We start from the raw sequence: 22,862 nt of genomic DNA, 5'->3' as shown, positions 1-22,862 counted from the left end.
GACTCAGGCCTCCAGCGGCGGCACGTCGAGCGCCGGCGAGGCCTCGAGCAATGCCTTTGTATACGGATGCTGCGGCCGGTCGAAGATGTCGTCACGCAGTCCCTGCTCGACGATCTTGCCGCCCTGCATGACGACGACGCGATCGGCGATCTCCTCGACCGCCGACAGGTCGTGGCTGATGAACAGGCAGGCGAAGCCGCGGTCGCGCTGCAGCGCACGGAACAGCGCCAGCACCTGCTTCTGGATCGTCATGTCAAGCGCCGAGACCGGCTCGTCGGCGACGACGAAATCCGGCCGCCGCACGATGGCGCGCGCGATGGCGACGCGCTGGCGCTGGCCGCCGGAGAGCTCATGCGGCAGGCGGCGCGCGAAGCCCGCGAGCCCGACCTCGGCCAGGGTCTCCTCGACGCGCCGCAAGCGCTCGGCACGGCTCATGTCGGGCAGCAGCTTCAGCGGCTCGTCGACGATCTCGCCCACGCGCATGCGCGGATCGAGCGAGGAGTACGGATCCTGGAACACCAGCTGGCAGCCCATGCGGAAGCTACGCAACCCCGCGCCACGCACGGCTCGCACGTCCTCGCCGCGATAGAGGATGCTGCCGCCGCTGGCCGGCAACAGGCGCAGAATTGCGCGCCCCAGCGTGGTCTTGCCCGAGCCGCTGCCGCCGACCACGGCCACGGTCTCGCCAGCACGGATCGACAGGTCGACGCCGGCCACGGCATGCACCGCCGGCTGGCGCTTGAACAGTCGCCGACGGCCGGGAAACGTCACCTCCAGCCGGCGCGTCTCGATCACCGGTGCGCCGGCCGCCGCGACATCGCCGGCCACGCCGCGCCGCGGCAGCGCCTCGACGAGCTGGCGCGTGTAGGGATGGCGCGGCGCGGAGAGGATCTGCGTCGAGCTGCCCTCCTCGACCAGCTTGCCGCGCTGCATCACCACGGCGCGCTGCGCGTAGCGCGCCACAAGGCCGAGGTTGTGGGTGATCAGCATCACGGCGGTGCCTTCGTCGCGCGCCAGGCCGACCATGATGTCGAGCACCTCGCGCTGCACCAACGTGTCGAGCGCGGTGGTCGGCTCGTCGGCGATCAGCAGCCTCGGCTTCAGCAGCATGACCGAAGCCAGCATGATGCGCTGGCGCATGCCGCCGGAGAATTCGTGCGGATAGGCCGCAAGGCAGTGCTCGGGATCGCGGATCTGCACGCGCTCGAGCATGGCGATCGACAGACGGCGGATCTCCGCCGGCGAGAGCCTGCGATGGAGCCTCAACCCCTCGGCCATCTGCGTGCCGATGCTGATTGCCGGATTGAGCGACACCATGGGTTCCTGGAAAACCATGCCCATGGCCGGGCCGCGCAACGCGCGCAGGCGCGCCGGCGGCGCCGACGTCAGCTCCTCGCCCTCCAGCACGATGCGGCCGCCGACGCGTTCGATGCCCATCGGCAGCAGGTCCATCACCGCGCGCGCCGCCATGGTCTTGCCGCTGCCCGATTCGCCGACCACCGCCAGGAATTCGCCGCGATCAATGGCGAAGGACACGTCATCGACCACCACGGCGCCGGTGCTCGGCGCCCGCAGCCTCAGGTTCTCGATGGACAGCAGCCGGTTCATGCTTGCGCCATCCGGGGATCGAGGCGGTCGCGCAGGCTGTCGCCCAGCAGGTTGATGCCCAGCAAGGTGGCGGCGATGCACAGGCCGGGCGCGATGCCCAGCCAGGTCGCGGTCTCCATGTAGGGCCGGCTGGCCGCCAGCATGTTGCCCCAGGTCGGCGCCGGCGGCGGCACGCCCAGGCCCAGGAACGACAACGCGCTTTCCGACAGCAGCACCCAGCCGAACATGCTGGTCGCCAGCACCGCGACTGGCGCCACGCAATTGGGCAGCACGTGCCGGAACATCGAGACAATCTCGGCATTGCCGATCATGCGCGAGGCCTCGACGTACTCTCGCTCGCGGATCGACAGCACCGTTCCGCGCACCACGCGCACGACGGAAGGCGCGTAGGCAAGGCCCAGCGCCAGCACGATGCCCCATTTGTTGGCGCCGACCACGACCATGATGCCCAGCGCCAGCAGGATGCCGGGAAAGGCCAGCAGCGCGTCGTTGACCGCCATCAGCAGGCGGTCGGTCCAGCCTCGCGTATAACCTGCGACGACGCCCAGAATCGCGCCCAGTGATACTGCGAACAGCACGGTGACCAGCGATATGATCACGCTGGCGCCGGCGCCGGCCATCAGGCGGCTCACGACGTCGCGCCCGAACTCGTCGGTGCCCAGCCAGTAGAGCTCGGAGGGCGGTCGCAGGCGCTGGCGCAGATTGACGCCCAGCGGGTTGAACGGGGTCCAGAACTGCGAGAGCACGGCGGTAATCACCACCGTGCCGATGATCACGCCGCCGATCAGGGCGTTGAGTCTGACGCGCACGGGACTCACTCCGCCGATACGCGCGGATCGAACAGCGGATAGCAGAGATCGACCACGAGATTGACCAGGACGTAGATCAGGGCGGTAAACAGAAGGCAGCCCTGCACCACCGGGTAGTCGCGCGCGAAGATGGAATCGACCAGCAGGCGGCCCAGGCCCGGCAGAGTGAACACCGTCTCCAGCACCGCGATGCCGCCCAGCAGATTGCCCATGATCAGGCCGATCAAGGTCCAGGTCGGCGCGAAGGCGTTGGGCAGCACGTGACGCGCCAGCACGCGGCTTTCGCCCAGGCCCTTGGCGCGCGCATGCGTGACGTATTCCAGCCGCAGCACCTCGATGGCGCTCGCGCGGGCCATGCGGATCAGCACGCCGATCTCGATCATCGTCAGCGTGGCGATCGGCAGCACGATGTAGAGCAGCGCCTTGCCGAAATCCTCGCGGAACGGCACGTAGCCGACCACCGGCAGCCAGCCGAGCTTCAGGCCGAACAGCAGCAGCAGCAGCAGGCCGAGCCAGAAGCTGGGGATCGACAGCAGCATGGTGGCGCCGGCGACGATGGCCAGATCGAGCGGCTTGTTCTGCCGCCACGCCGCTATCAGCCCGGCGGGCACCGCGACCAGCACCGCCAGCAGCACCGCGACCACGACGATGGTGGCGCTGACCTGGAAGCGCTCGAGCATCAGCGGCAGCACCGAGAGCCCGTTGCTGATCGACTTGCCGAGATCGCCGGTCAGCACCTTGCCGAGCCACAGCACGAACTGCACCGGCAACGGCTCCTCGAGCCCCAGCTCGCTGCGCATCTCGGTGACCTGCGCCTGGTCGGCCGCATCGCCCAGCATGAGCTGCACCGGATCGCCCGGGATCAGCCGCACCAGGGCGAAGACCGCCGCCGACACCAGCAGCAGGGTCGGGATCGTCATCGCGAGGCGACGGACGAGATAGCCCAGCATGATCGTTGCCCGTCGCCTTCAGCCTATTTCAGCGTCACGCCCCAGAAGCGCGCGAAGCCCGCCGGCCAGCCTGCGTATCCCTCGACATTGGCGCGTACGGCGCCGGTCTCGACCGGGTTGAACAGCGCGATCAACGGCACGTCCTCGAGAAGCTTCTTGTGCAGCTCGTCGAAGATCGCCTGCCGCCGCGCGGCGTCGCCGGTGCGCATCGACTCGCGCACGAGTTCCTCGACCCTGGGATCGTCCCATACCTTGCGCGGCTGGGTCGCCTTGGGGCCGCTGAACACCTCGTAGCTCAACGCCGGATCGAGGCGCGCGGAGTAGCCGAACGACATCGCCTGGTAGTCGCCCTTGGTGTAGCGGTCGAGCTGGCTGGCCCAGTCCTGCACTTCGACGTCGATCTTGATGCCGGCCTCGGCCGCCATCGCCTGCACCAGAACAGCCGCGTCGAACATGTAGGCGTAGCGCTTGTTGGCGATCAGCTTGATGGTCTCGCCCTTGTAGCCCGCCTCGGCGAGCAGCTTCCTGGCCTGCGCCACGTCGCGCTTGAAGCTGGTGGCGAGCGTCTTGCTGTACCACGGGCTGCTCGGCGCGACCGGCGAGTTGTTGGGCTTGGCCAGCCCGAAGGTCACGGCGTTGGCGATCTCCGCCGTGTCGATGGAGAGCGCGATCGCGCGGCGCACGCGCGCATCCTTGAGCACGGGATCCTTCACCTGGAAGAGAATCGCGGCGAAGGCCATGCTCGGGCCGACGCTGACCTTGACCTCCTTGCGGATCTTGATGTCGTCGTACTCGCTGGTCGAGAAGCCGGTGAAGTCGATCGAGCCGGAGATCAGGGCGGCGCGCCCGGCCGAGGCGTCGGGGATGATGTTGAAGCGCACGCGCTCGACCATCGCCACCTTGCCGCCGGTGAAGCCGTCGCGTGGCCCCTCGCGCCTGCTGTAGCCGTCGAAGCGCACCAGCTCGATGTACTGGTCGCGCTTCCACTCGCCGAAACGGAACGGGCCGGTGCCGACCGGCGCCTTCCACTTGCCGTCGGCGTCGAGCGAGTCCTTGTGCAGGATCGCCGAGCCGCCGCAGTCCGGACGGGCCATGGTCACCAGGAACAACGCCGAAGGGCGGTCGATGGTGAAGACGACCGTCCGCGGATCCTTGGCGGAGATGTCCTCGATCTTGGCGACTCCCCCGGACAGCTCCGGCTTGCAACGCCACCTGCTATCCGCGCCGAGATAGCGCTTCCACGACCAGACCACATCCTCGCTGGTGAGCGTCGCACCGTTGTGGAAGCGCACGCCCTGACGCAGGGTGAAGGTGTAGGTCTTGCCGTCCTGCGAGACGTCGACCTTCTCGGCCAGCAGCATGCCGACCGCGGCGTTCTCGCGAAACGCCACCAGCCCCTCGACCATATGCTGCACGACCGTGTCGGTATTCTCGTCGCGAAGATTGCTGCCGGGATCGGTCGAGCGGATATCGGAGTTCAGCCGCACGCGCAGGGTCTGCGCCTCAGCGGTGACGCCGGCGAACGACAGCGCAAGCGCGGCCGCGAGAATGGTTCTCATCGTCGCTCTCCTATGCCGCGCGCAGCCTGGGCGCGCTATCGAGGGTAAAGTGCTGGAAAGTGCGATTCAGCGCCGGCAGCATCGCGACGTCCATGGTGCCGCTCGCCGGCTCCATGACGATCATCGCCACCGTGGCGCTGAGATTGTTGGTCAGACCCGGGCGCGGCGGGCGGCACACCGACCACGGCGTGGCGAAGTCGTCGAACAGCGCCGCCTTCACGCCGTCGGTGGTGATGCCGCCGATCTGCGGCGACAGCAGGTCGCGCACGCGGATGTCGCGGTAGAGGCTGTCCGGCGTGTTGGCGATGCCGGTGTCCTTGAGCTTCGACAGCGCGACCGGGCTCTGCCAGTGGTTGGCGTGCACCAGCAGCCCGCGCTCGGGATGCACCTGGAAGCTTTCGTCCGGCGCGCATTCGAAGTCGATCGCCACGCCCTCCTTGTGGCTGACGATCATGTTGTTCGAGGCCGATTTCGGCGTGGCGTAGACCGCGCGCATCGCCAGCGCGACGTGCTCGCTGTCGAGGATCTTGCGGCGGATCAGCGCCAGCGGCACGCCGATCTGGCCGTAGTCGCGATCCGACTCGAGGTAGTTCGCGGTCACCGCGATGCCGACGGCGTTCATGCCGCAGCGCGCGAGCCCGCCGGCTTCGACGAAGGTCAGCACGTCGGGCCCGTCGTCGCGGCGGATGCGCAGCACCACGGCGGTCTCGGCGCACTCCGCCTTCCAGTCCCAGTTCTGCGCGTGGATCAGCTTGCCGTCGCGCGTCGCGCCGGGCAGCGCCACGACGCCGGTGCAGCCATCCGGCTCGTCCTTGGCCAGCGCGGCCCGGAGCCTGGCGCGAAGGTCGGGCCGCGAGCCCATCTTGAGGATCTCGGTGCGGGCATTGAGCAGCGCGATCTCCTCGAACGAGACATTGGCGCCCTCGGCGATGCCGCGCATCTCCACCACGAAGCTGGCATCGAAGCCCTCGATCACCGGCAGGTAGTCGTGGACCAGTCCCTTGATCTCGGCCGGCCCGATCGACATCGTCTTGAGCTGGCCCGAGTAGTGCGCGATTCCCTTGGCGATGCGCGCCTGCGCCTTGCGGCCATAGTCGCGGCCGCGCTCGTACGGTGCGCCCGTCAGTTCGATCAGTGGACAGGGCTCGACCATTCCCGTCACTCCTTCTTCACACGACTGAGCCGACATTGCCCTTTCCATGCCGGGTTGGAAAGTGCATTTTATCGCGATGTTACACACCGATGCCCCAGCCCTGTCGGGGACCGACGCGCATCCGCCGCTGTCGGCCTCGCTGTGGGGCGCCACTGCAAGGCCCGCGCCAGCGACGCCTTCGCTCAGCGAAACGGCCGAGGCCGACGTGGCGATCGTCGGCGGCGGCTTCAGCGGGTTGTCGACCGCGATCAGCCTCGCGGAGCGCGGGCGCAGCGTGCGCGTGCTGGAGGCGTTCGAGCCCGGCTGGGGCGCTTCGGGCCGCAACGGCGGCCAGGTGATCCCGGGCGCGCGGCACCTGCCCGACGAGCTGGTCGACGCCTATGGCCGCGAGCGCGGCGAGCGACTGCATCGCTGGGGCGCGAAAACCGCAGACGCCGCCTTTGCGCTGATCGAGCGGCTAGAGCTCGACTGCGAGCCGGTGCGCACCGGCTGGATCCAGGCCGCCGACACCGAGACGGCGATGGACGAATCGCGCAAGCGCGTCGCCGGTCTGCAGAAGGCGGGCGCGCCGGCGCGCATGCTCGATCGTGAGCAGTTCCGCGCGCTCGTGGGCAGCGACGCCTATATCGGCGGCTGGATCCACGAAGGTGGCGGCGCCGTCCAGCCGCTGTCGCTGGTGCGCGAGCTGGCGCGCGCGGCGCAGACGCTGGGCGTTCATGTCCACGGCGGCAGCCCGGCAACGGCGATCGCGCGCGATGGTGCAGGTTGGCGAGTCATGACGCCCAACGGCTCGGTTGCGGCGCCGCGCCTGCTGATGGCGACCAACGCGCTCACCGGCAATGTCTGGCCGCGCCTGCGCGAAGCGACCCTGCCCGTCTGGAGCCATCAGATCGCCACCACGCCGTTGGGCGCCAACGCCCGTACTCGCGTGATCCCGCAGGGCCAGCCGGTGTCGGATACGCGCCGCGTGCTGCGCTACTTCCGCATCGACGGTCACGGCCGGCTGATCATCGGCGGCAAGGGCAAGGCCTCGGCGCCGAAGGACGACCGGGATTTCAGCCTGCAGCGCGAGACCCTGGGCCGGCTCTATCCCGATCTCGCCGACCAGCCGATCGAGCATGGCTGGGGCGGCCAGGTCGCGATCACCGTCGACCACCTGCCGCGCATCTTCGCGCTGGGCGACGGCGCCTTCGCCCATATCGGCTGCAACGGCAGGGGCGTGGCCTGGTGCTGCGCCATCGGGCCGGTGCTCGCCGACCTGCTTGACGGCGCGGACCCCGAGGCATCGCCGATGCCGGTGACGTCGCTGCGGACGATCCCCTTCCACCAGATGCGCCGCCTCTACGTCGCCGTCGGCGGCGCCTGGCTGCGCCTGCGCGATCGCTTCGATCGCTGATCCGTTTCACCCGAGGAGTATCCGCATGACCGCGATGACCGCGCCCAACCGTAGCCGCATGGAGCCCTACTGGCTGCCCTTCACCGCCAACCGCGCGTTCAAGGCCAACCCCAGGCTCTTCGCCGGCGCCGACGGCATGTACTACACCACCACCGAGGGCAAGCAGGTGCTCGACGGCATGGCCGGGCTGTGGTGCGTCAACGCCGGCCACAACCAGCGGCCGATCGTGCAGGCGATCAAGGCGGCGGCCGAGCAGCTCGACTACGTCTCCTCGTTCCAGATGAGCCACCCGCTGGCCTTCGAGTTCGCCGCGCGCATCGCCGAGATCGCGCCGGCCGGCATGGATCACGTGTTCTTCGTAAACTCCGGCTCCGAGGCGGTCGATACGGCGCTGAAGCTGGCGCGCGCCTATTTCCGCGCCAAGGGCGAGGCCGGGCGCACGCGCTTCATCGGCCGCGCCAAGGGCTATCACGGCATGGGCTGGGGAGGCCTGTCGGTCGCCGGCATCGGCCGTCACCGCAAGGATTTCGGACCCTTCCTGCCCGAGACCGACCATCTCCACCACACGCTCGACCTCGAGCACAACGCCTTCTCGAAGGGCCAGCCCGCCTGGGGCGCGCATCTCGCCGACGAGCTGGAGAGCATCTGCGCCCTGCACGATCCCTCGAGCATCGCCGCCGTCATCGTCGAGCCGGTGACCGGCTCGGGTGGCGTGCTGCCGCCGCCCAAGGGCTATCTCGAGAAGCTGCGCGCCATTTGCGACAAGTACGGCATCCTGCTCATCTTCGACGAAGTGATCACCGGCTATGGCCGGCTCGGCGCCGCCTTCGCCTCGCAGGCCTTCGGCGTGACGCCCGACCTGATCACCTGCGCCAAGGGCATGACCAACGGCGCCGTGCCTATGGGCGGCGTGATCGCGCACGACAAGGTGTGGGATGTGTTCATGCGCGGGCCGGAGGGCATGATCGAGCTGTTCCACGGCTACACGTACTCGGGCCATCCGCTGGCCTGCGCCGCCGGCATCGCCACGCTCGACGTCTATCGCGACCAGAACATCTTCGAGCGCGCGGCGAAGATCGCGCCGCGCTGGGAGGCCGCGGCACATGCGCTGAAGGGCCTGCCGCGCATCGTCGACATCCGCAATGTCGGCATCCTCGCGGCGGTCGAGCTCGAGCCCAGGCCGGGCGCCGTGGCGAGCCGCGCCGTCGAAGCCGCCAATCTCTGCTACGACAAGGACGTGCTGGTGCGCTCGGCCGGCGACGCGCTGGTGCTGTCGCCGCCGCTGATCATCAACGAGAGCGAGATCGATCGCCTGTTCTCGACCATCGCCGAGGCGGTGAAGGCGATCGACTGACAGCTTTTCTGTGTCATTCCGAGCGCAGCGAGGCATCTTTCAAGATCCCTCGCGTTGCTCGGGATGACAGATCAATTCGCGATGAACGGCCTGGCCTGCGCGTCGTAGGCGTCGTAGCCAAGGGTTGAGCGCATTTCCGGCGGCGGCAGCGCACTCTTGGCTGCCGCCTCGCCGGCCTTGAGCGCTTCGAGGCCCGCCTTCATGCCGGCCATCGCCGGCGACAGCATGCCCGTCGGGTAGGTGCCGATCTTGAAGCCCAGCGCCGCGGCTTCGGTCTGCGACGGCGTCGAGCGCGGCGCGCCGGGCGACAGCACGGCGAAGGACGGCCTGCCCTTGGCTGCGGCGATGGCGCGCCTGATCTCGCCCTCGTCGGCCGGCGAGTCGAGCAGGAGAATGTCGGCGCCCTCCTCGACATACATCTCGATGCGCGCCACCGCCTCGTCGATGCCCTGGGTCGGACGGCAATCGGTGCGCGCCAGGATCAGGATGCCGGAATCCCTGGCCGCCTCGACCGCGGCGCGGATCTTCATGCGGGCCTCCTCGCGCGGCAGGCAGGGCTTGCCGGCCGAGGTCAGCGCGCGCGGCGTGATCTTGTCCTCGATCAGCACCGCGGCGGCGCCGGCGCGGCCATAGGCGCGCACCGTGCGCTGCACGTTCATGGCGTTGCCGTAGCCGTGATCGCCGTCGGCCAGCACCAGCAGCTCGGGCGCCGCGCCGTGCACCATGTTGAACGAGTCGAACATCTCGCCGAACGACACGAGATCGAGATCGGGCCCGCCCAGCCGGCTGGCGGCGACGCAGGAACCCGACAGGAACGCGCTCTCGAAACCGGCGCCGGCGCACAGCTTGGCGGTCAGCCCGTCCCACACCGCCGGCATGACGACAAAGTCCGGCTTCTTCAGCAGGGCACGCAGGCGATCGGGCGCGTTCATGACGAGATCCTCTGAGCGATTTCTCCCGGCGCGACGTTATGTGCCCCGCGCCGCCCCGACAAGGCGTGCGGTCAGATCCTCCTGTCCTGCGAATCGCCCGCTCTCCCGCCGTGACGGCGTGGGCGTTCCGCCGGCCTTGCTAGGGCCACATCCGGGCGCTATAACCCGCGCCGCTTCGCGCCCGTCAGGCGCCGGAGCCACCGCCGGAGTGTAGCTCAGCCTGGTAGAGCACTAGCTTCGGGAGCTAGGGGCCGGAGGTTCGAATCCTCTCACTCCGACCAATGTCGACAAAGGCTTAGCCGATCCTTCGGGGTCGGCTTTGCTTTTTGCCGCTATGCGCGCCGGGCGAGATACGCCTCGCACAGCTCCCTCAGGCGTTCCCGGCCGAAACTGGGATCGTGCCCGGCATGGACGACCTGGACAGGAAGCTCGCGCAGCCGCTTCATGGTCGAGACATAGAGCGGCACATCCGATCCCGGGAGCTCGTCCAGCAGGGGACCGTCATAGATCGCGTCGCCGGAGAACAAGGTGCCGCTTTGCGCCTCCCACAGGCCGATGCTTCCCGGCGAATGCCCCGGCAGGTGCAGGACCTCGAACCGCCGGTCGCCGATATCGAGGACATCGCCCTCTTCCACCAGGCGGGTCGCCGGCGCCGGCAGCACGGAATATGATTGCGGGTCGTATCTCTCGTCCGGCACGGCGGTGAACAGTTCGGCCGGGATGTCGTAGCCGGCGGCCCGGATGCTCTCCAGCAACGCGTCGTCCTTGGCGCCGCCATAGAGCGAAGCTGACTTTCCGTTGGCCACCCAACCGGCCTCGGCGCGATGAATCACGCGTTCCTCGAACTCGTGGAAGCCGCCGACATGGTCGTAGTGGGCGTGCGTCGCGACGGCGGTGAGCTTCTTCTCGAACAGATGCCGTGCGGCGGCCTTGAGGCTGGCCATGCCCAGCCCGGTGTCGACCAGCAGGTCGCGCTCGCGGCCGCGCACATGCCAGATGTTGCAGCGGATCAGCGGCACCACATGCGGCTCCCAGATCAGCGTGATGTCGTCGTCGATCCGGCGAAACTCGAACCACCGATCCGCGATCCGGAACCCATGTCGCCGTCCTCCCCTGCCTGCCGGCGATCCTAGCTTTTTCATGCGATACTCGGGCGTTCAAGGAGAGGAAACGACATGTCGATCGATTTCGAGATCCCGGCCGAGGCCAAGGCCATCCGCGAGCGCGTGCGCCAGTGGGTGCACGACGAGTGCATCCCGGCCGAGAAGGAGCTCGACCACAAGCCGCTGAAGGAGGTGCTCGACCCACTGCGCAAGAAGGCGCGCGCCCAGGGCCTGTGGTGCCCGTTCATCCCCAAGGAGTACGGCGGCATGGGCCTGGGCCCGCTGGCCAACGCGCTGGTGCAGATGGAGCTCGGCGAGAGCATCCTGGGCGCCCTGTCGATGAACACGCAGGGGCCCGACGACGCCTCGATGATGACACTGCTGGCGCACGGCAGCGAGTACCAGAAGGAGAAGTTCCTCAAGCCGATCCTCAACGGCGAGAAGCGCGTCTGCTTCTCGATGACCGAGAAGGCCGCCGGCGCCGACGCCACCGGCATGCGCACGACCGCGGTCAAGGACGGCAACGCCAACTACATCCTCAATGGCGAGAAGTGGTTCTCCTCGTCGGCCAGCGTCGCCGACATCGCCTTCGTGATCGCCCGCACCGATCCCGATGCGCCGCGCCACAAGCAGCATTCGGCGTTCCTCGTCGAGCTGCCGAACCCCGGCTACAGGATCAAGCGCAATGTGCCCAACATGGCGATCACCGGGCCGCACTACGACCAGCTCTCCGGCGGTCACTCCGAGATCGAGATCAAGGATCTCAAGGTGCCGGCAGAGAACCTGCTGGGCGGCGAAGGCAACGGCTTCAACATGGGCCAGCATCGCCTCGCCTATGGCCGGCTGCGGCACGGCATGCACAATATCGCCAAGGCGCAGCGCGCGCTCGACATGGCGACCAAGCGCGTCACCGAGCGCTCGACCTTCGGCGTGCTGCTGGCCGACCGCCAGGCGGTGCAGTTCATGCTCGCGGAATGCGCCAGCGAGCTCTACATGGCGCGCCTGATGCTGCTGCACATCGCCTACAAGGCCGAGAAGGGCCTCGACCTGACGCAGGAGAACTCGATCGCCAAGGTCTTCCTGGCGCACATGGTACACAAGGTGGTCGACACCGCGATCCAGCTGCACGGCGCGCTGGGCTACAGCCAGGACACCATCCTGGCCAAGTGGTACACGCAGATCCGCTCGCAGCGCCTGGTCGACGGGCCGGACGAGGTCCACAAGTGGAAGGTCGGCCGCAACGTCATCAAGGCGTTCCGCCGCGACGGCACGACGGCGGCGGCGGCGGGTGGCGACCTGGGCGTCTAGCCGCCGATCGGCTTGCCGACAGTCGTGAACTTGCTGGCGGCGGCGTCCGGCAGCACGGCGAAGATCGCGGTCGCCTGGCCCACCGGCTTGTCGTCGCCGTCGGCATAGAACACCACCTCGCCGAACACCGTCGAGCGCCCGAGCTTCAGCGGCCGGGCCTCGGCGATGACGTCGCAATCGACCGCGGCGCGCATGAAGTTGGTGGTCAGCGACACCGTGGCCATGCTGGGCTTGCGGCCCAGGGCCTCGCTGAAGGCCAGCACCAGCAAGGTGTCGGCGGCGGCCATCAGCGCCTGGCCCATCACCACGCCGCCGGGCCGCTGGATACGGGGCGAGCGCGGCAGGCGGGCGCGTACGCCCTGACCGTCGATGCGCTCGATACGCAGGCCGAGATCGGCGATCCACGGCGAGAAGTGCCCGTCCGCCGACACCATCGCCTGGGCTTCGTCGACCGATATCAAGGCCATGGTGTGCGCTCCCCTCCGCCCGCTACGATGGCGCACCATAGCATCGATGGATCGCCCTTCATGAGTTCCGTTGCCGACCGCTTTTCCGAGAGCTACGCCGAGGCGCGCGAGAAGTTCTGCGCCGCGGTGGCCGCGACCGGCGGCAGCCTGCGTTCGCTGCGCAACCCGACGCTGGGCCCGGACGGCGGGCGCCTGTTCATGGACGTCGCCCGCTATGGCGCCGACGACGCACCGAGGATGCTGGTGCTGATGGCCGCGACGCACGGCGTCGAGGGCTATTGCGGCAGCGGCGCGATGATCAACTGGCTGCGCGCCGGCCGCGTCGCCGCCCTGCCCGCCGACACCGGGGCGCTGCTGATCCACGGCGTCAACCCGCACGGCTTCGCCTGGATCCGCCGCGTCAACGAGGACAATGTCGACGTCAACCGCAACTTCGTCGACCACGGCAAGCCCTACCCGGCGAACGCCGGCTATCTCGAGATCGCCGACGCGCTGACGCCCGTCGCCTACGACGAGGCCAGCCTGGCCGAGAGCAAGCGGATGACCGACGCCTTCACCCAGCAGCACGGGGCCTTCGGCTTTCAGGCGGCGGTCAGCGGCGGCCAGTACACGCACCCGCAAGGCCTGTTCTTTGGCGGCAACAAGCCGACCTGGACCAACCGCACCGTCCGCCGCGTGATCCGCGAGGAGCTCGACCGGGCACGGATCATCGGCTGCATCGACTTCCATACCGGACTGGGCCCCTTCGGCCACGGCGAGATGATCAACGTCTCGCCGGTCGGCACCGCCGCGTTCGACCTGGCGAAGAAATGGTACGGCGAGGAGATGACCTCGCCCGAGCAGGGCAGCTCGACCTCGGCCGTGGTCACCGGCGCGGTGCTCGACGCCTTTCCGCAGGAAGCGCCCGACGCGGCCTTCTGCGGCATCGCGCTGGAGTACGGCACCTACCCGACCGACGAGGTGCTGGAGGCGGTGCGGCGCGACAACTGGCTGCACGTCCACGGCGATGTGAACTCGGCGCAGGGCCGTGCCTTCAAGGCCTATCTGCGCGAGCGCTTCTATCCGGCCGGCGCGCAATGGGCCGAGATGGTCTGGACGCGCGCCGACGAAGTGATCGGCATGGCCCTGCGCGGGCTGGCGACAAGCTAGAGCTGGAGTTTGTTCTGTCATCCCGAGCGTAGCCAGGGATCTAGGCCGCTACTGGATCCCTCGCTACGCTCGGGATGACAGCATTCGGGGAGAGAAACACCATGACCTATCCGCTGCAGCCGGCCGATCCGGCGACGCTCGATTTCCGCATGGATCAGATCGAGGCGCTGATCGCCTTCATCGACAAGCAGATCGGCGATGGCTACTACCCGGGCTGCCAGATCGCGCTGGCGCGACACGGCAAGCTGGCGCTGGTGCGCAGCTTCGGCAACGCGGTCACCGATCCGTCGCCGCGCGAGGCCAGCGATTCGACGCTGTGGCTGCTCTACTCCAACACCAAGGTGATCTGCGCCGCCGCCTTGTGGGCGCTGGCCGAGCGTGGCGCGCTGCGCTTCGCCGACAGGGTCAGCGACCATGTCCCCGACTTCCGCCGCAACGGCAAGCGCGACGTCACGCTGCTGCAGCTGATGACCCACCAGGGCGGCTTCCCCAACGCCGTCGTGCCCAAGGAAGCGTGGGACGACCACGAGAAGCTGAAGCAGGTCGTCTGCGACTTCACCCTGGAATGGACGCCGGGATCGAAGGTCCACTATCACGGCCTGTCGGCGCACTGGACGGCCGCGGTGGTGATCGAGGCCGTCACCGGCCAGGACTTCCGCGACTTCATCCGCGAGACGGTGATCGAGCCGCTCGGCCTGGGCAACGACCTGTTCATGGGCGTGAGCCGGCCGGCGGAGCTGGCGCGGCTTTCCGACATGCACGTGCCGCCGCCGCTGGGCGGCAACGCGCAGAAGGACGCCGAGGCGAACTCGCCGGAGTGGCGGCGCGCCGGCGTGCCGGGCGGCGGCGGCTACGGCACGGCGCGCGGCATGGCGGCGCTCTACCAGATGATGCTGGCCGGCGGCACCCTGGGCGGCGCGCGCATCGTCTCGCCGCGCACGCTGCAATACGCCATCCGCAACTGGACCGGCGATCGCGTCGACGAATACATGGGCATGCCGATGCATCGCGGCATCGGCCCGCATCTGCGCGGCGACAGCGAGACCATCCGCGGCCTGGGCACCTTCGCATCGCCTGGCACCTTCGGTCACGGCGGCGTCGGCACGTCGTACTGCTGGGCCGATCCGGAGTCCGGGGTGTCCTTCGCCTATATCTCCAACAACCGCATCCCCGATCCCTGGCACACGCGGCGACTGGACCTCGTCGCCAATTTCGTGCACGCCGCGATTCTCTGACGCGTCTTCTGTCATCCCGAGTGCAGCGAGGGATCCAGAGGCGTTCCCTGGATCCCTCGCTGCGCTCGGGATGACAGTGTGCGTCATCCCATCCGTTCGCGATTGCCGGCCTCGAAGATGAGGCAGGCGGCGGCGATCGCCAGGGCGCCGAGCGACATCGCCATCACCGCGCCATAGCCGCCGGTGAGGTCGTGCAGCAGCCCGCCGAGCCAGGCGCCCAGCCCGGCGCCGCCGCCCATGCCGACCATGATGCAGCCGAGGATGCGGCCCTGATGCGCGCCGGCGTAGCGCAGGGTGGCCAGCGTGGTGATCATCGGCCCGCGCGAGCCCGACGTGCTGCCGAAGAAGACGACGAAGGCGGCGAGCAGCGGCCAGTCGTCCGGTCCGCCGACCAGCCACAGCGCCACGACACCCAGCGCCGAGCAGGCATAGGCCGCGGCGGCGCCCAGCACGCGCCCGCCGCGATCGGCCAGCCAGTTGAAGCCGATCATGCCCAGCGGCATCAGGAGGCCGCTCAGCGCCCAGACATTGGCGGCGTGCGCCGGTGTCAGCCCACGGCTGGCGAGATAGGCCACGACCTGCGGCACGATGCTGAAGATGCCTACCGAGGTCAGCGAGAAGGACATCGTCAGCGCCCAGAACGGCGCCTGGCGCAGCGCCTCGCCCAGGGTGGGGCCCGTGGTGCCGGCTGGCCGACGCAGCGCCATGACCTGGGGATCGCCCGATATGATCCGCCGCCACGGCAGCAGCAGCACCGGCACCATCAGGGTCAGCACCCCGGCGCCGAGCACGAGATAGGCGAAGCGCCAGTCGCGCGCATCGATCAGCGCCTGCGCCAGCGGCACGAGGATCATCAGGCCGATGCCGGAGGCCGACCAGGCGACCGCCAGCGCGGTGCCCAACCGTGCCGAGAACCAGCGGCCGAGAATCGCGGCGTGGAAGGCGCCGCCGATCGAGGCGCCGGTCAATCCGATGGCGATTCCAAGGCCGAGATAGACCTGCCACAGCGCGTCGGCCCGCGACGCCAGTATCGCGCCGCCGCCGGCGCAGGCCAGCCCGAACAGCGCCAGGCGCAGCGGACCCAGCCGGTCGACGATCAGCCCGGTGAATGGCCCGCACAGGCCGACAACCAGCAGGGCGACGCTGTAGATGCCGGTGACCGAGGCGCGCGGCACCTCGAAGGCACGCTCGAGCTGCGGCACGAAGACGGCGAAGGTGTCGTTGAAGCCGCGCGTCGCCATGCCGAGCGTGAAGCACAGCGCGACAAGCCCCGGCGGCAACCATCGATTGGTGTTGGTCATCGGGTCCACTCTTCCTCCCTCGCCCCGCTTGCGGGGAGAGGGTTGGGGTGAGGGGCTGACTCGAGTGGCGTGCTAAGGCCAGGCCATACGCAACCTGATGCGGCCCCTCACCCCGACCCTCTCCCTGCTCGCGGGGAGAGGGAGTGAAGAATGACGCAGAGCGCAGGGTTGCGTCCGGGCGATGCACACGGCAGGTTCGCCGCGCGAAAGGGAGCCGGTGATGGGCGAAACGCTGACGATCGACCGCCGCTATTCGGGGCCGCGCCTGACCGGCAATGGCGGCTATGTCGGCGGCATGCTGGCCGCCAGGCTGGCGACCGACGAGCGCGAGCCGATCGAGATCACCTTTCGCGCGCCCGCGCCGCTGGAGACGCCGCTCGGCATCGAGCGTCAGGGCGACGATCGCCTGATCCTGAAACACGCCGACACGCTGATCTGCGAGGCACGGCGCGCTTCGCTGGCGATCGATCCGCCGCCCTTCGAGGTCGACTGGCCGCAGGCCGAGGCGATCTGGCGCGCGGGCGGCAGCCCCGAGGGCAGCAGCTTCCATGAATGCATCGTTTGTGGCCGCGGCCGCGCCGAGGGCGACGGCCTGCGCGTCTGGGGCGGGCCGGTCAATGGCGGCGGCCTGTCATGGTCGCTCTATCACGCGCATGCCGCGCACGCCGATGCCGAGGGCCGCATCGCGCGCGAATTCGTCTGGGGCACGCTCGACTGCCCGGGCGCCTGGGCGGCGCAGGATCCCGGCGACTGGCGCGCCGCGGTGACCGGCCGCCTGACCGCGAGCATCCTCGAGCGGCCGCGCGCGGGCGAGCGCTGCATCGTCATCGGCTGGCGCATCGGCGAGGACGGCCGCAAGCTCCACTCCGGCACCGCGCTCTACACCGAGTCGGGCAGGCTCTGCGCCAAGGCGCTGCAGACCTGGATCGTGCTCAAGGATGCCGCCGTTCCCAGTGCCACCGACCTGCCGCGCACGCCGAAGTGAGCGCGTCCGGCTGGTGACCTCGCGGGGCTTCTGGTACTGCGGCGCATGAACGACGCCGACCCGCCCGCCGGCCATCCCAGCGACGTCGCCTTCACGCCCTCGGTCAAGGCTGCCCAGACCCGGCTGGGTTCGCGGTCGCTGATGGCGCGCGCCGAGCGCGAGCGGCCGTGGCGCACGGTGGTGACGGAGGACCTCGCGCAGTTCCTCCAGCATATCGACAGCTTTTTCCTCGCCACCGCGACCGCCGATGGCCAACCCTACATCCAGCACCGCGGCGGGCCGCCCGGCTTCCTCAAGCCGCTCGACGAGCGGACGCTGGGCTTCGCCGATTTCGGCGGCAACCGGCAGTATGTCACGGTGGGCAATCTCGCCGAGAACGATCGCGCGCACATCTTCCTGCTGCACCACGCCACGAAGCAGCGCGTGAAGCTGTGGGGCCGCGCGCGCATCGTCGAGGGCAACGAAGCGCTCGCGACATTGCTGGCGATGCCCGGCTACGCGGCGCGGATCGAGCGCGTGATCCTGTTCGAGATCGTCGCCTGGGATGCCAATTGCCAGCAGCACATCACCGCGCGCTACAGCGAGGCCGAGATCGCGCCGGCGATCGACCAGCTCGCCGCGCGCATCAAGGAGCTCGAGGCCGAGGTCGCGAGGCTGAGCGCGGCACCGGCGCCATGATCCTTCGCCCCGCGAAGGCGGGAAGAAGGAAGACCATACGCCGGTGCCCGGAATCGCAAGAGTCTGATACAGCCCCCGCTGTCATCCCGAGCGCAGCGAGGGATCCAGTCTGCCCTGGATCCCTCGCTGCGCTCGGGATGACAGGTAGTGCATCACCCTTCAGTGACAGTCGATACTCGCGACAATCGCGACGCTTTCGTTCGCGGGCAGCGTCGCAGCGGCTGTACGGTCCGCTCAACGACAACACACCGGTGCGAGCCATGGGCATGATGTCCGACGCGGTCCGACGCGCGATCGATTCCGAGCGCATGGCCTATGTCGCCAGCGTCAACGACGACGGCACGCCCAACCTCTCGCCCAAGGCCACGCTGGCGACGGTCGACGACGATCACGTCGCCTTCTGCGATCTCGCCTCGCCGCGCACGCTGGCCAACATCGCCGCGCGGCCGGCGGTCGAGGCCAACACCGTCGACCTGATCCGGCGCAAGGGCTGGCGGCTGGCCGGCACGGCGCGCGTTGTCGACGGCGGCGCCGAGTTCGAGTCGCTGGCCACCCTGTTCCGAGGCCGCGGCACCAATCTCGCCGGTGTTGGCCGACAGCCACCGGTCCGCCGCTTCGTCGTCATCCGCGTCTCGAGGGTCTCGCCTCTGCTGTCGCCTGCCTATGCGATGGGCCAGTCGGAGCCGCAGGTGGTCGACTACTGGAGCAATGTCTGGCGTGGGCGCGCGCATGTCGCGCACGCCCGGGCGCAACCCCGCTCCGTGCAAGCGCCCGAGGGCGTCGTCGCGCGCGACTTCACCAGGCAAGCCACGCCGCCCGAGGGCATCGCCATCGCGCGCGAGGAAGGCCGGCTCGGCACGCAGGAATTCGCCGACGTGCTGCGCAAGTCGACGATCCGCCGGCCGCTCGAGGATCCCGGGCGTCTCGCCGAGATGCTGCGCCATGCCAATCTCGTGCTGACGGCGCGCGACCAGAATGGCGCGCTGGTCGGCGTCGCGCGCGCGCTCACCGACTTCTCGTATTGCTGCTACCTCTCCGATCTCGCCGTCGACAAGGCGTGGCAGGGTCGCGGCGTCGGCAAGGCGCTGCTCTACGAGACCAAGCGGATCATCGGACCGCAGGCTATGCTGCTGCTGCTGTCGGCGCCCGATCCGATGACCTACTACCCGCGCATCGGCATGGAAAGCGTCAACAACGGCTTCATCATCCGCCGCGATTTCTGACAATCGGGCAGACCGATTTCTGTCATCCCGAGCGCAGCGAGGGATCCAGACAGCCACCCTCGATCCCTCGCTGCGCTCGGGATGACAGACAGGCTCAGCCGCAGCGCGAGTAGCCGCAGTTGAAGCAGAGGTCGCAGCCGTCGCGATGCGTCAGCGCCGCGGCGCCGCAGCGCGGGCATTGGCCCAGCGCGGCCGACGGTGCGGACTCGGCCGGCAGATCCGGACCGCCGGCTATCGCCACGACGCGCTGGCCGTGCGGGTCGTAGACCAGCGGCGGATCGTCCGGCTTGAGGAAGCCGATATCGATCAGGTGGCGCTCGATTACCTGGCCGATCGCCGCCAGCAGCGAGGGCACGTAGCGGCCCTCCATCCACTGCCCGCCGCGCGGGTCGAACACCGCCTTGAGCTCCTCGACCACGAAGGACACGTCGCCGCCGCGGCGGAACACCGCCGAGATCATGCGCGTGAGCGCCACGGTCCAGGCGTAGTGCTCCATGTTCTTGGAGTTGATGAAGATCTCGAACGGCCGGCGGCGGCCGTCCTGCACGATGTCGTTGATGGTGATGTAGATCGCATGGTCGCTGCCCGGCCACTTGATCTTGTAGGTCAGCCCCGGCAGTTCCTGCGGGCGATCGAGCGGCTGGGCGATGTAGACCACGCCGCCCTTGGCCTCCGCCGCGGCCGGCGCCGGCGCCGGCGAAGCCACCGCCGGCGCCGTCGACAGCACCGAGCCGGTGACCCTGTTGGGCCGATAGGTCGTGCAGCCCTTGCAGCCCAGGCGATAGGCCTCGGTATAGACGTCCTTGAACGCCTCGAACGAGATCGTCTCGGGCAGGTTGATGGTCTTGGAGATCGAGCTGTCGACGAATTCCTGCGCCGCCGCCTGCATCGCCAGGTGTGCCTCGGGCGAGAGCGTCTGGGCGTCGACGAAGGCCTCGGTCGGCACCGCGTCCGGTCCCTTCAGATGCCGGTACAGCCTCCAGGCATGGTTCGACGCCTCCTCGACGCGCTTCGTGCCGTCGGCCATCAGCACCGTGCGCTCGTGCGCGAAGGCGAAGACCGGCTCGATGCCGGACGATACGTTGTCGGCGAGCAGCGAGATCGTGCCGGTGGGCGCGATCGAGTTCAGCAGCGCGTTGCGGATGCCGTAGCGCGCGATCGAGGCGCGCACGTCCTCGTCCAGGGAACGCACCGTCTCGCCCTGCAGGTAGCGCGCCGGGTTGAACAGCGGGAACGAGCCCTTCTCCGCCGCCAGATCGCTCGAGGCCATGTAGGAGAAGCGGCGCACCGCGCCCAGCCACTGCTTCGTCAGCGCCACCGCCTCGGGCGAGCCGTAGCGCACGCCGCACATGATCAGCGCGTCGGCCAGCCCGGTGACGCCCAGCCCCATGCGCCTTTTGTCCTTCGCCTCCGCCGCCTGCGCCGGCAACGGGAAGCGCGAGACGTCGATGGCGTTGTCGAGCATGCGCACCGCCAGCGGCACGAGCTCCTCGAGCGCAGCGATGTCGAGCGCCGCGTCGGCCTCGAACGGGTGCTTCACCAGCCGCGCCAGGTTGATCGAGCCCAGCAGGCAGGCGCCATACGGCGGCAACGGCTGCTCGCCGCAATTGTGGACATAGAGGCCATTGGCGTCGAAGGCGTTGACGCCGGGAACCTGCACGTCGAACACCTCGGCGACGCCGGCATCCTCGATCGCCTCGACCCGCGCGACGAAGCGCTCGCGATTGGGCTGCCGGCGATAGGCGCCGATCAGCGCCTTCAGCCGCGCGGCTTTCTCGCCATGCGCGAAGCCGACCATCTCGGCGAACCGCGCCACGTTGCCGTTGGCGATCACCAGCTCGTGCTGCGCCTTCGTGGGGTAGTCACGGCGGCCGCCGCTGCCGTCGGGCAGCGACGCCGTACCCGCGGTCCGCCGATCGCGATAGATCGTCGAGGCGATGCCCAGCCGCAGCAGCATGCGCTGCGCGGCCGACAGCCGCTCCAGGTCGCTCTGCGCCAGCCTGACACTGACGCCCTTGGCCTGCGTGCCCAGCACCGCGCCATCGGCGTCGAAGAAGCCGCGCAGGAAGCCGCGATGGAAATCGCTCGAGGTGCGTTCCATCGCCGGCGTGATCGACTTCGCGCCGGGCCGCATGCCGAGGTCGAGTGCCAGACGCTTCAGGGCGCCCAGCGACAGGCGACGCTCGTCGCGACCGGCGACACGCTGCCAGCCGGCGAAGTCGGCCCGGCGCGGCAGAACGCGCGCCGCGGCCAGCGCCGCCTTCATCACATCAGCGGTCCCGCCGTCACCTTCATCGGCGTTCGCCACACGGCGCGCCGGCCAGACGCTGAGTACCGCCTTGTCGTCCTTCAGCGTGCCGTCGCCGACCAGCAGGCCGAGCAGATAGCCTTCGTCGTGGCCGTAGGCACCAGCCCAGCTTGCGCCGCTGCGATGGTCGTGCAGCACGATGCGGTCGCCAGGCCGCAGCTCGCCCGCCGCGCGCCACGCGGTCTCCAGGCGCCAGCGCGACTCGCCGCTGACGACGCGCACGGGATGGTCGGCGGTCAGGCGCAGCGAATAGCCCTCCACGGTGCGCAGGCTCAGCGTCGCCTTGCGGCCGGTGGCGAAGAAGCCTTGGGGGCCGGTGGCGTGCGGTTGGCCGTCGACGAGCAGGGTCACGGGCTGGTCGACAAGCTCCAGAACCTGGCGTGGTCCGTCGGCGGTCTGCACCCACGTATCGCCGGTGACGCATGGATTGGTCGCGCTGATCGTCTCGCAGTAGGCGAGGTTGTTGGCGCGGTTGATGCGGTCGATGAAGATCACGCCGGGCTCGGCGACGTCGTAGGTCGCGCGCATGATGCGGTCCCACAGCGCGCGCGCCCTGACGGTGCGGAAGACCTTGCCGCCGAAGACCAGCTGCCAGTCGGCGTCGTCGGCGACGGCCTGCATGAAGGCGTCGGTCGCCAGCACCGACAGGTTGAAGTTGCGCAGCCGCGCGGAATCGCGCTTGGCCTCGACGAAATCCTCGATGTCGGGATGATCGCAGCGCAGGGTCGCCATCATCGCGCCGCGCCGCGATCCGGCGCTCATGATCGTGCGGCACATCGAATCCCACACGTCCATGAAGCTCAGCGGCCCCGAGGCGTCGGCGCCGACGCCGTGCACCGGCGCGCCCTTGGGCCGCAGGGTCGAGAAGTCGTAGCCGATGCCGCCGCCCTGCTGCATGGTCAGCGCCGCTTCGCGCAGATGCTCGAAGATGCCCGCCATGCTGTCGGGGATCGTGCCCATGACGAAGCAGTTGAACAGCGTGACGTCGCGGTTGGTGCCCGAGCCGGCGAGGATGCGGCCGGCCGGCAGGAAGCGGAAATCCGCCAGCGCGCCGTAGAAGCGCTCGGCCCAGCGCGCCGGCTCGCGCTCGTTGGCGGCCAGCGCGGTGGCGACGCGGCGCCAAGAGTCCTCGATCGTGACGTCGAGCGGCGTCCCGTCCTGGGCCTTGAGGCGATACTTCATGTCCCAGATCCGGGTCGCCAGATCCGAGGGTGGCAGCGGCCGATGGGCCATGGGTTTCTCCACCCCAATACGTAGGGCCAACGACCCCGCCGGTCAACCGATGTTCGCTCTATGTTCCAGCAACGACGCACTGGTTTATCTACAGAGCGCGTTAGGCTAACT

18 protein-coding genes and 1 tRNA gene are annotated in these 22,862 nt (G+C 69.1%); 9 read left to right on the top strand and 10 right to left on the bottom strand.

Going from position 1 to position 22,862, the window contains the following annotated elements; genetic code table 11:
- Nucleotides 1–3 precede the first annotated feature (3 nt).
- From KF889_21825 to KF889_21805, 5 genes are read right to left on the bottom strand one after another with little or no spacing between them, the layout of a single operon-like run.
- On the bottom strand, nt 4–1,608 hold the full coding sequence (locus tag KF889_21825) for an ABC transporter ATP-binding protein (protein MBX3502088.1): 1,605 nt from the start codon (nt 1,606–1,608) through the stop codon (nt 4–6).
- Complete coding sequence (locus KF889_21820) at nt 1,605–2,417, bottom strand: ABC transporter permease (GenBank protein MBX3502087.1); 813 nt, start codon at nt 2,415–2,417, stop codon at nt 1,605–1,607. Before KF889_21820 ends, KF889_21825 begins: the two co-directional genes overlap by 4 nt.
- Nucleotides 2,418–2,422: 5 nt before the next feature.
- Nucleotides 2,423–3,367 (bottom strand): ABC transporter permease, encoded by a 945-nt coding sequence (locus tag KF889_21815; GenBank protein ID MBX3502086.1) that lies wholly within the window; start codon nt 3,365–3,367, stop codon nt 2,423–2,425.
- Between the two features lie 23 nt (nt 3,368–3,390).
- Nucleotides 3,391–4,926, bottom strand: coding sequence for an ABC transporter substrate-binding protein (locus KF889_21810; protein ID MBX3502085.1), 1,536 nt, complete (start codon nt 4,924–4,926; stop codon nt 3,391–3,393).
- A 10-nt stretch (nt 4,927–4,936) separates the two neighbouring features.
- Nucleotides 4,937–6,079, bottom strand: a complete 1,143-nt coding sequence (locus KF889_21805) for an acyl-CoA--6-aminopenicillanic acid acyltransferase (protein MBX3502084.1) — start codon at nt 6,077–6,079, stop codon at nt 4,937–4,939.
- 76 nt (nt 6,080–6,155) lie between these two features.
- Between KF889_21805 and KF889_21800 the strand changes: the two genes are divergently transcribed.
- Together KF889_21800 and KF889_21795 are read left to right on the top strand one after the other, a co-directional pair.
- Nucleotides 6,156–7,475: an FAD-binding oxidoreductase gene (locus KF889_21800; GenBank protein ID MBX3502083.1), complete on the top strand. Its 1,320-nt coding sequence runs from the start codon at nt 6,156–6,158 to the stop codon at nt 7,473–7,475.
- A gap of 25 nt (nt 7,476–7,500) precedes the next feature.
- On the top strand, nt 7,501–8,829 hold the full coding sequence (locus tag KF889_21795) for an aspartate aminotransferase family protein (protein ID MBX3502082.1): 1,329 nt from the start codon (nt 7,501–7,503) through the stop codon (nt 8,827–8,829).
- Nucleotides 8,830–8,900: 71 nt separating this feature from the next.
- On the opposite strand, the gene KF889_21790 is transcribed toward KF889_21795, so the two are convergent.
- Nucleotides 8,901–9,761, bottom strand: a complete 861-nt coding sequence (locus KF889_21790; protein MBX3502081.1) for an isocitrate lyase/PEP mutase family protein — start codon at nt 9,759–9,761, stop codon at nt 8,901–8,903.
- A gap of 204 nt (nt 9,762–9,965) precedes the next feature.
- Between KF889_21790 and KF889_21785 the strand changes: the two genes are divergently transcribed.
- Nucleotides 9,966–10,042 (top strand) — tRNA-Pro (locus KF889_21785).
- Nucleotides 10,043–10,093: 51 nt separating this feature from the next.
- Here the strand turns inward: KF889_21785 and KF889_21780 are convergent.
- Nucleotides 10,094–10,903 (bottom strand): MBL fold metallo-hydrolase, encoded by an 810-nt coding sequence (locus KF889_21780; protein MBX3502080.1) that lies wholly within the window; start codon nt 10,901–10,903, stop codon nt 10,094–10,096.
- 33 nt (nt 10,904–10,936) lie between these two features.
- Between KF889_21780 and KF889_21775 the strand changes: the two genes are divergently transcribed.
- Nucleotides 10,937–12,172, top strand: a complete 1,236-nt coding sequence (locus tag KF889_21775) for an acyl-CoA dehydrogenase family protein (protein MBX3502079.1) — start codon at nt 10,937–10,939, stop codon at nt 12,170–12,172.
- Here KF889_21775 and KF889_21770 read toward each other — a convergent pair.
- Nucleotides 12,169–12,639 (bottom strand): PaaI family thioesterase, encoded by a 471-nt coding sequence (locus tag KF889_21770; GenBank protein ID MBX3502078.1) that lies wholly within the window; start codon nt 12,637–12,639, stop codon nt 12,169–12,171. The genes KF889_21775 and KF889_21770 overlap by 4 nt on opposite strands.
- Nucleotides 12,640–12,699: 60 nt before the next feature.
- On the opposite strand from KF889_21770, the gene KF889_21765 reads away from it, so the two are divergent.
- Complete coding sequence (locus KF889_21765) at nt 12,700–13,788, top strand: M14 family metallopeptidase (protein ID MBX3502077.1); 1,089 nt, start codon at nt 12,700–12,702, stop codon at nt 13,786–13,788.
- A gap of 101 nt (nt 13,789–13,889) precedes the next feature.
- Nucleotides 13,890–15,023, top strand: coding sequence for a beta-lactamase family protein (locus tag KF889_21760; protein MBX3502076.1), 1,134 nt, complete (start codon nt 13,890–13,892; stop codon nt 15,021–15,023).
- Nucleotides 15,024–15,106: 83 nt separating this feature from the next.
- Here KF889_21760 and KF889_21755 read toward each other — a convergent pair whose 3' ends face one another.
- Nucleotides 15,107–16,324, bottom strand: a complete 1,218-nt coding sequence (locus KF889_21755; protein MBX3502075.1) for an MFS transporter — start codon at nt 16,322–16,324, stop codon at nt 15,107–15,109.
- A gap of 220 nt (nt 16,325–16,544) precedes the next feature.
- Between KF889_21755 and KF889_21750 the strand changes: the two genes are divergently transcribed.
- From KF889_21750 to KF889_21740, 3 genes are all read left to right on the top strand, one after another.
- Nucleotides 16,545–17,309, top strand: a complete 765-nt coding sequence (locus KF889_21750) for a hypothetical protein (GenBank protein MBX3502074.1) — start codon at nt 16,545–16,547, stop codon at nt 17,307–17,309.
- A 45-nt stretch (nt 17,310–17,354) separates the two neighbouring features.
- Nucleotides 17,355–17,987: a pyridoxamine 5'-phosphate oxidase family protein gene (locus tag KF889_21745; protein MBX3502073.1), complete on the top strand. Its 633-nt coding sequence runs from the start codon at nt 17,355–17,357 to the stop codon at nt 17,985–17,987.
- A 266-nt stretch (nt 17,988–18,253) separates the two neighbouring features.
- The gene (locus tag KF889_21740; GenBank protein MBX3502072.1) at nt 18,254–19,210 is read left to right on the top strand and encodes a GNAT family N-acetyltransferase; all 957 of its coding nucleotides are present in this window, start codon (nt 18,254–18,256) and stop codon (nt 19,208–19,210) included.
- A gap of 94 nt (nt 19,211–19,304) precedes the next feature.
- On the opposite strand, the gene KF889_21735 is transcribed toward KF889_21740, so the two are convergent.
- Nucleotides 19,305–22,751: a ribonucleoside reductase gene (locus KF889_21735; protein ID MBX3502071.1), complete on the bottom strand. Its 3,447-nt coding sequence runs from the start codon at nt 22,749–22,751 to the stop codon at nt 19,305–19,307.
- Nucleotides 22,752–22,862 lie beyond the last annotated feature (111 nt).

The organism is Alphaproteobacteria bacterium (assembly GCA_019635875.1).
GTDB lineage: Bacteria > Pseudomonadota > Alphaproteobacteria > Reyranellales > Reyranellaceae > JAFAZJ01.
This window is presented reverse-complemented; position numbering and strand designations above follow the sequence as displayed.

Coding starts and splice junctions, on each gene's coding strand:
- KF889_21825 (MBX3502088.1), bottom strand. CDS start 1,608: ATGAACCGGCTGCTGTCCATCGAGAACCTGAGGCTGCGGGCGCCGAGC.
- KF889_21815 (MBX3502086.1), bottom strand. CDS start 3,367: ATGCTGGGCTATCTCGTCCGTCGCCTCGCGATGACGATCCCGACCCTG.
- KF889_21810 (MBX3502085.1), bottom strand. CDS start 4,926: ATGAGAACCATTCTCGCGGCCGCGCTTGCGCTGTCGTTCGCCGGCGTC.
- KF889_21805 (MBX3502084.1), bottom strand. CDS start 6,079: ATGGTCGAGCCCTGTCCACTGATCGAACTGACGGGCGCACCGTACGAG.
- KF889_21800 (MBX3502083.1), top strand. CDS start 6,156: ATGTTACACACCGATGCCCCAGCCCTGTCGGGGACCGACGCGCATCCG.
- KF889_21795 (MBX3502082.1), top strand. CDS start 7,501: ATGACCGCGATGACCGCGCCCAACCGTAGCCGCATGGAGCCCTACTGG.
- KF889_21790 (MBX3502081.1), bottom strand. CDS start 9,761: ATGAACGCGCCCGATCGCCTGCGTGCCCTGCTGAAGAAGCCGGACTTT.
- KF889_21780 (MBX3502080.1), bottom strand. CDS start 10,903: ATGAAAAAGCTAGGATCGCCGGCAGGCAGGGGAGGACGGCGACATGGG.
- KF889_21775 (MBX3502079.1), top strand. CDS start 10,937: ATGTCGATCGATTTCGAGATCCCGGCCGAGGCCAAGGCCATCCGCGAG.
- KF889_21770 (MBX3502078.1), bottom strand. CDS start 12,639: ATGGCCTTGATATCGGTCGACGAAGCCCAGGCGATGGTGTCGGCGGAC.
- KF889_21765 (MBX3502077.1), top strand. CDS start 12,700: ATGAGTTCCGTTGCCGACCGCTTTTCCGAGAGCTACGCCGAGGCGCGC.
- KF889_21760 (MBX3502076.1), top strand. CDS start 13,890: ATGACCTATCCGCTGCAGCCGGCCGATCCGGCGACGCTCGATTTCCGC.
- KF889_21755 (MBX3502075.1), bottom strand. CDS start 16,324: ATGACCAACACCAATCGATGGTTGCCGCCGGGGCTTGTCGCGCTGTGC.
- KF889_21750 (MBX3502074.1), top strand. CDS start 16,545: ATGGGCGAAACGCTGACGATCGACCGCCGCTATTCGGGGCCGCGCCTG.
- KF889_21745 (MBX3502073.1), top strand. CDS start 17,355: ATGAACGACGCCGACCCGCCCGCCGGCCATCCCAGCGACGTCGCCTTC.
- KF889_21740 (MBX3502072.1), top strand. CDS start 18,254: ATGATGTCCGACGCGGTCCGACGCGCGATCGATTCCGAGCGCATGGCC.
- KF889_21735 (MBX3502071.1), bottom strand. CDS start 22,751: ATGGCCCATCGGCCGCTGCCACCCTCGGATCTGGCGACCCGGATCTGG.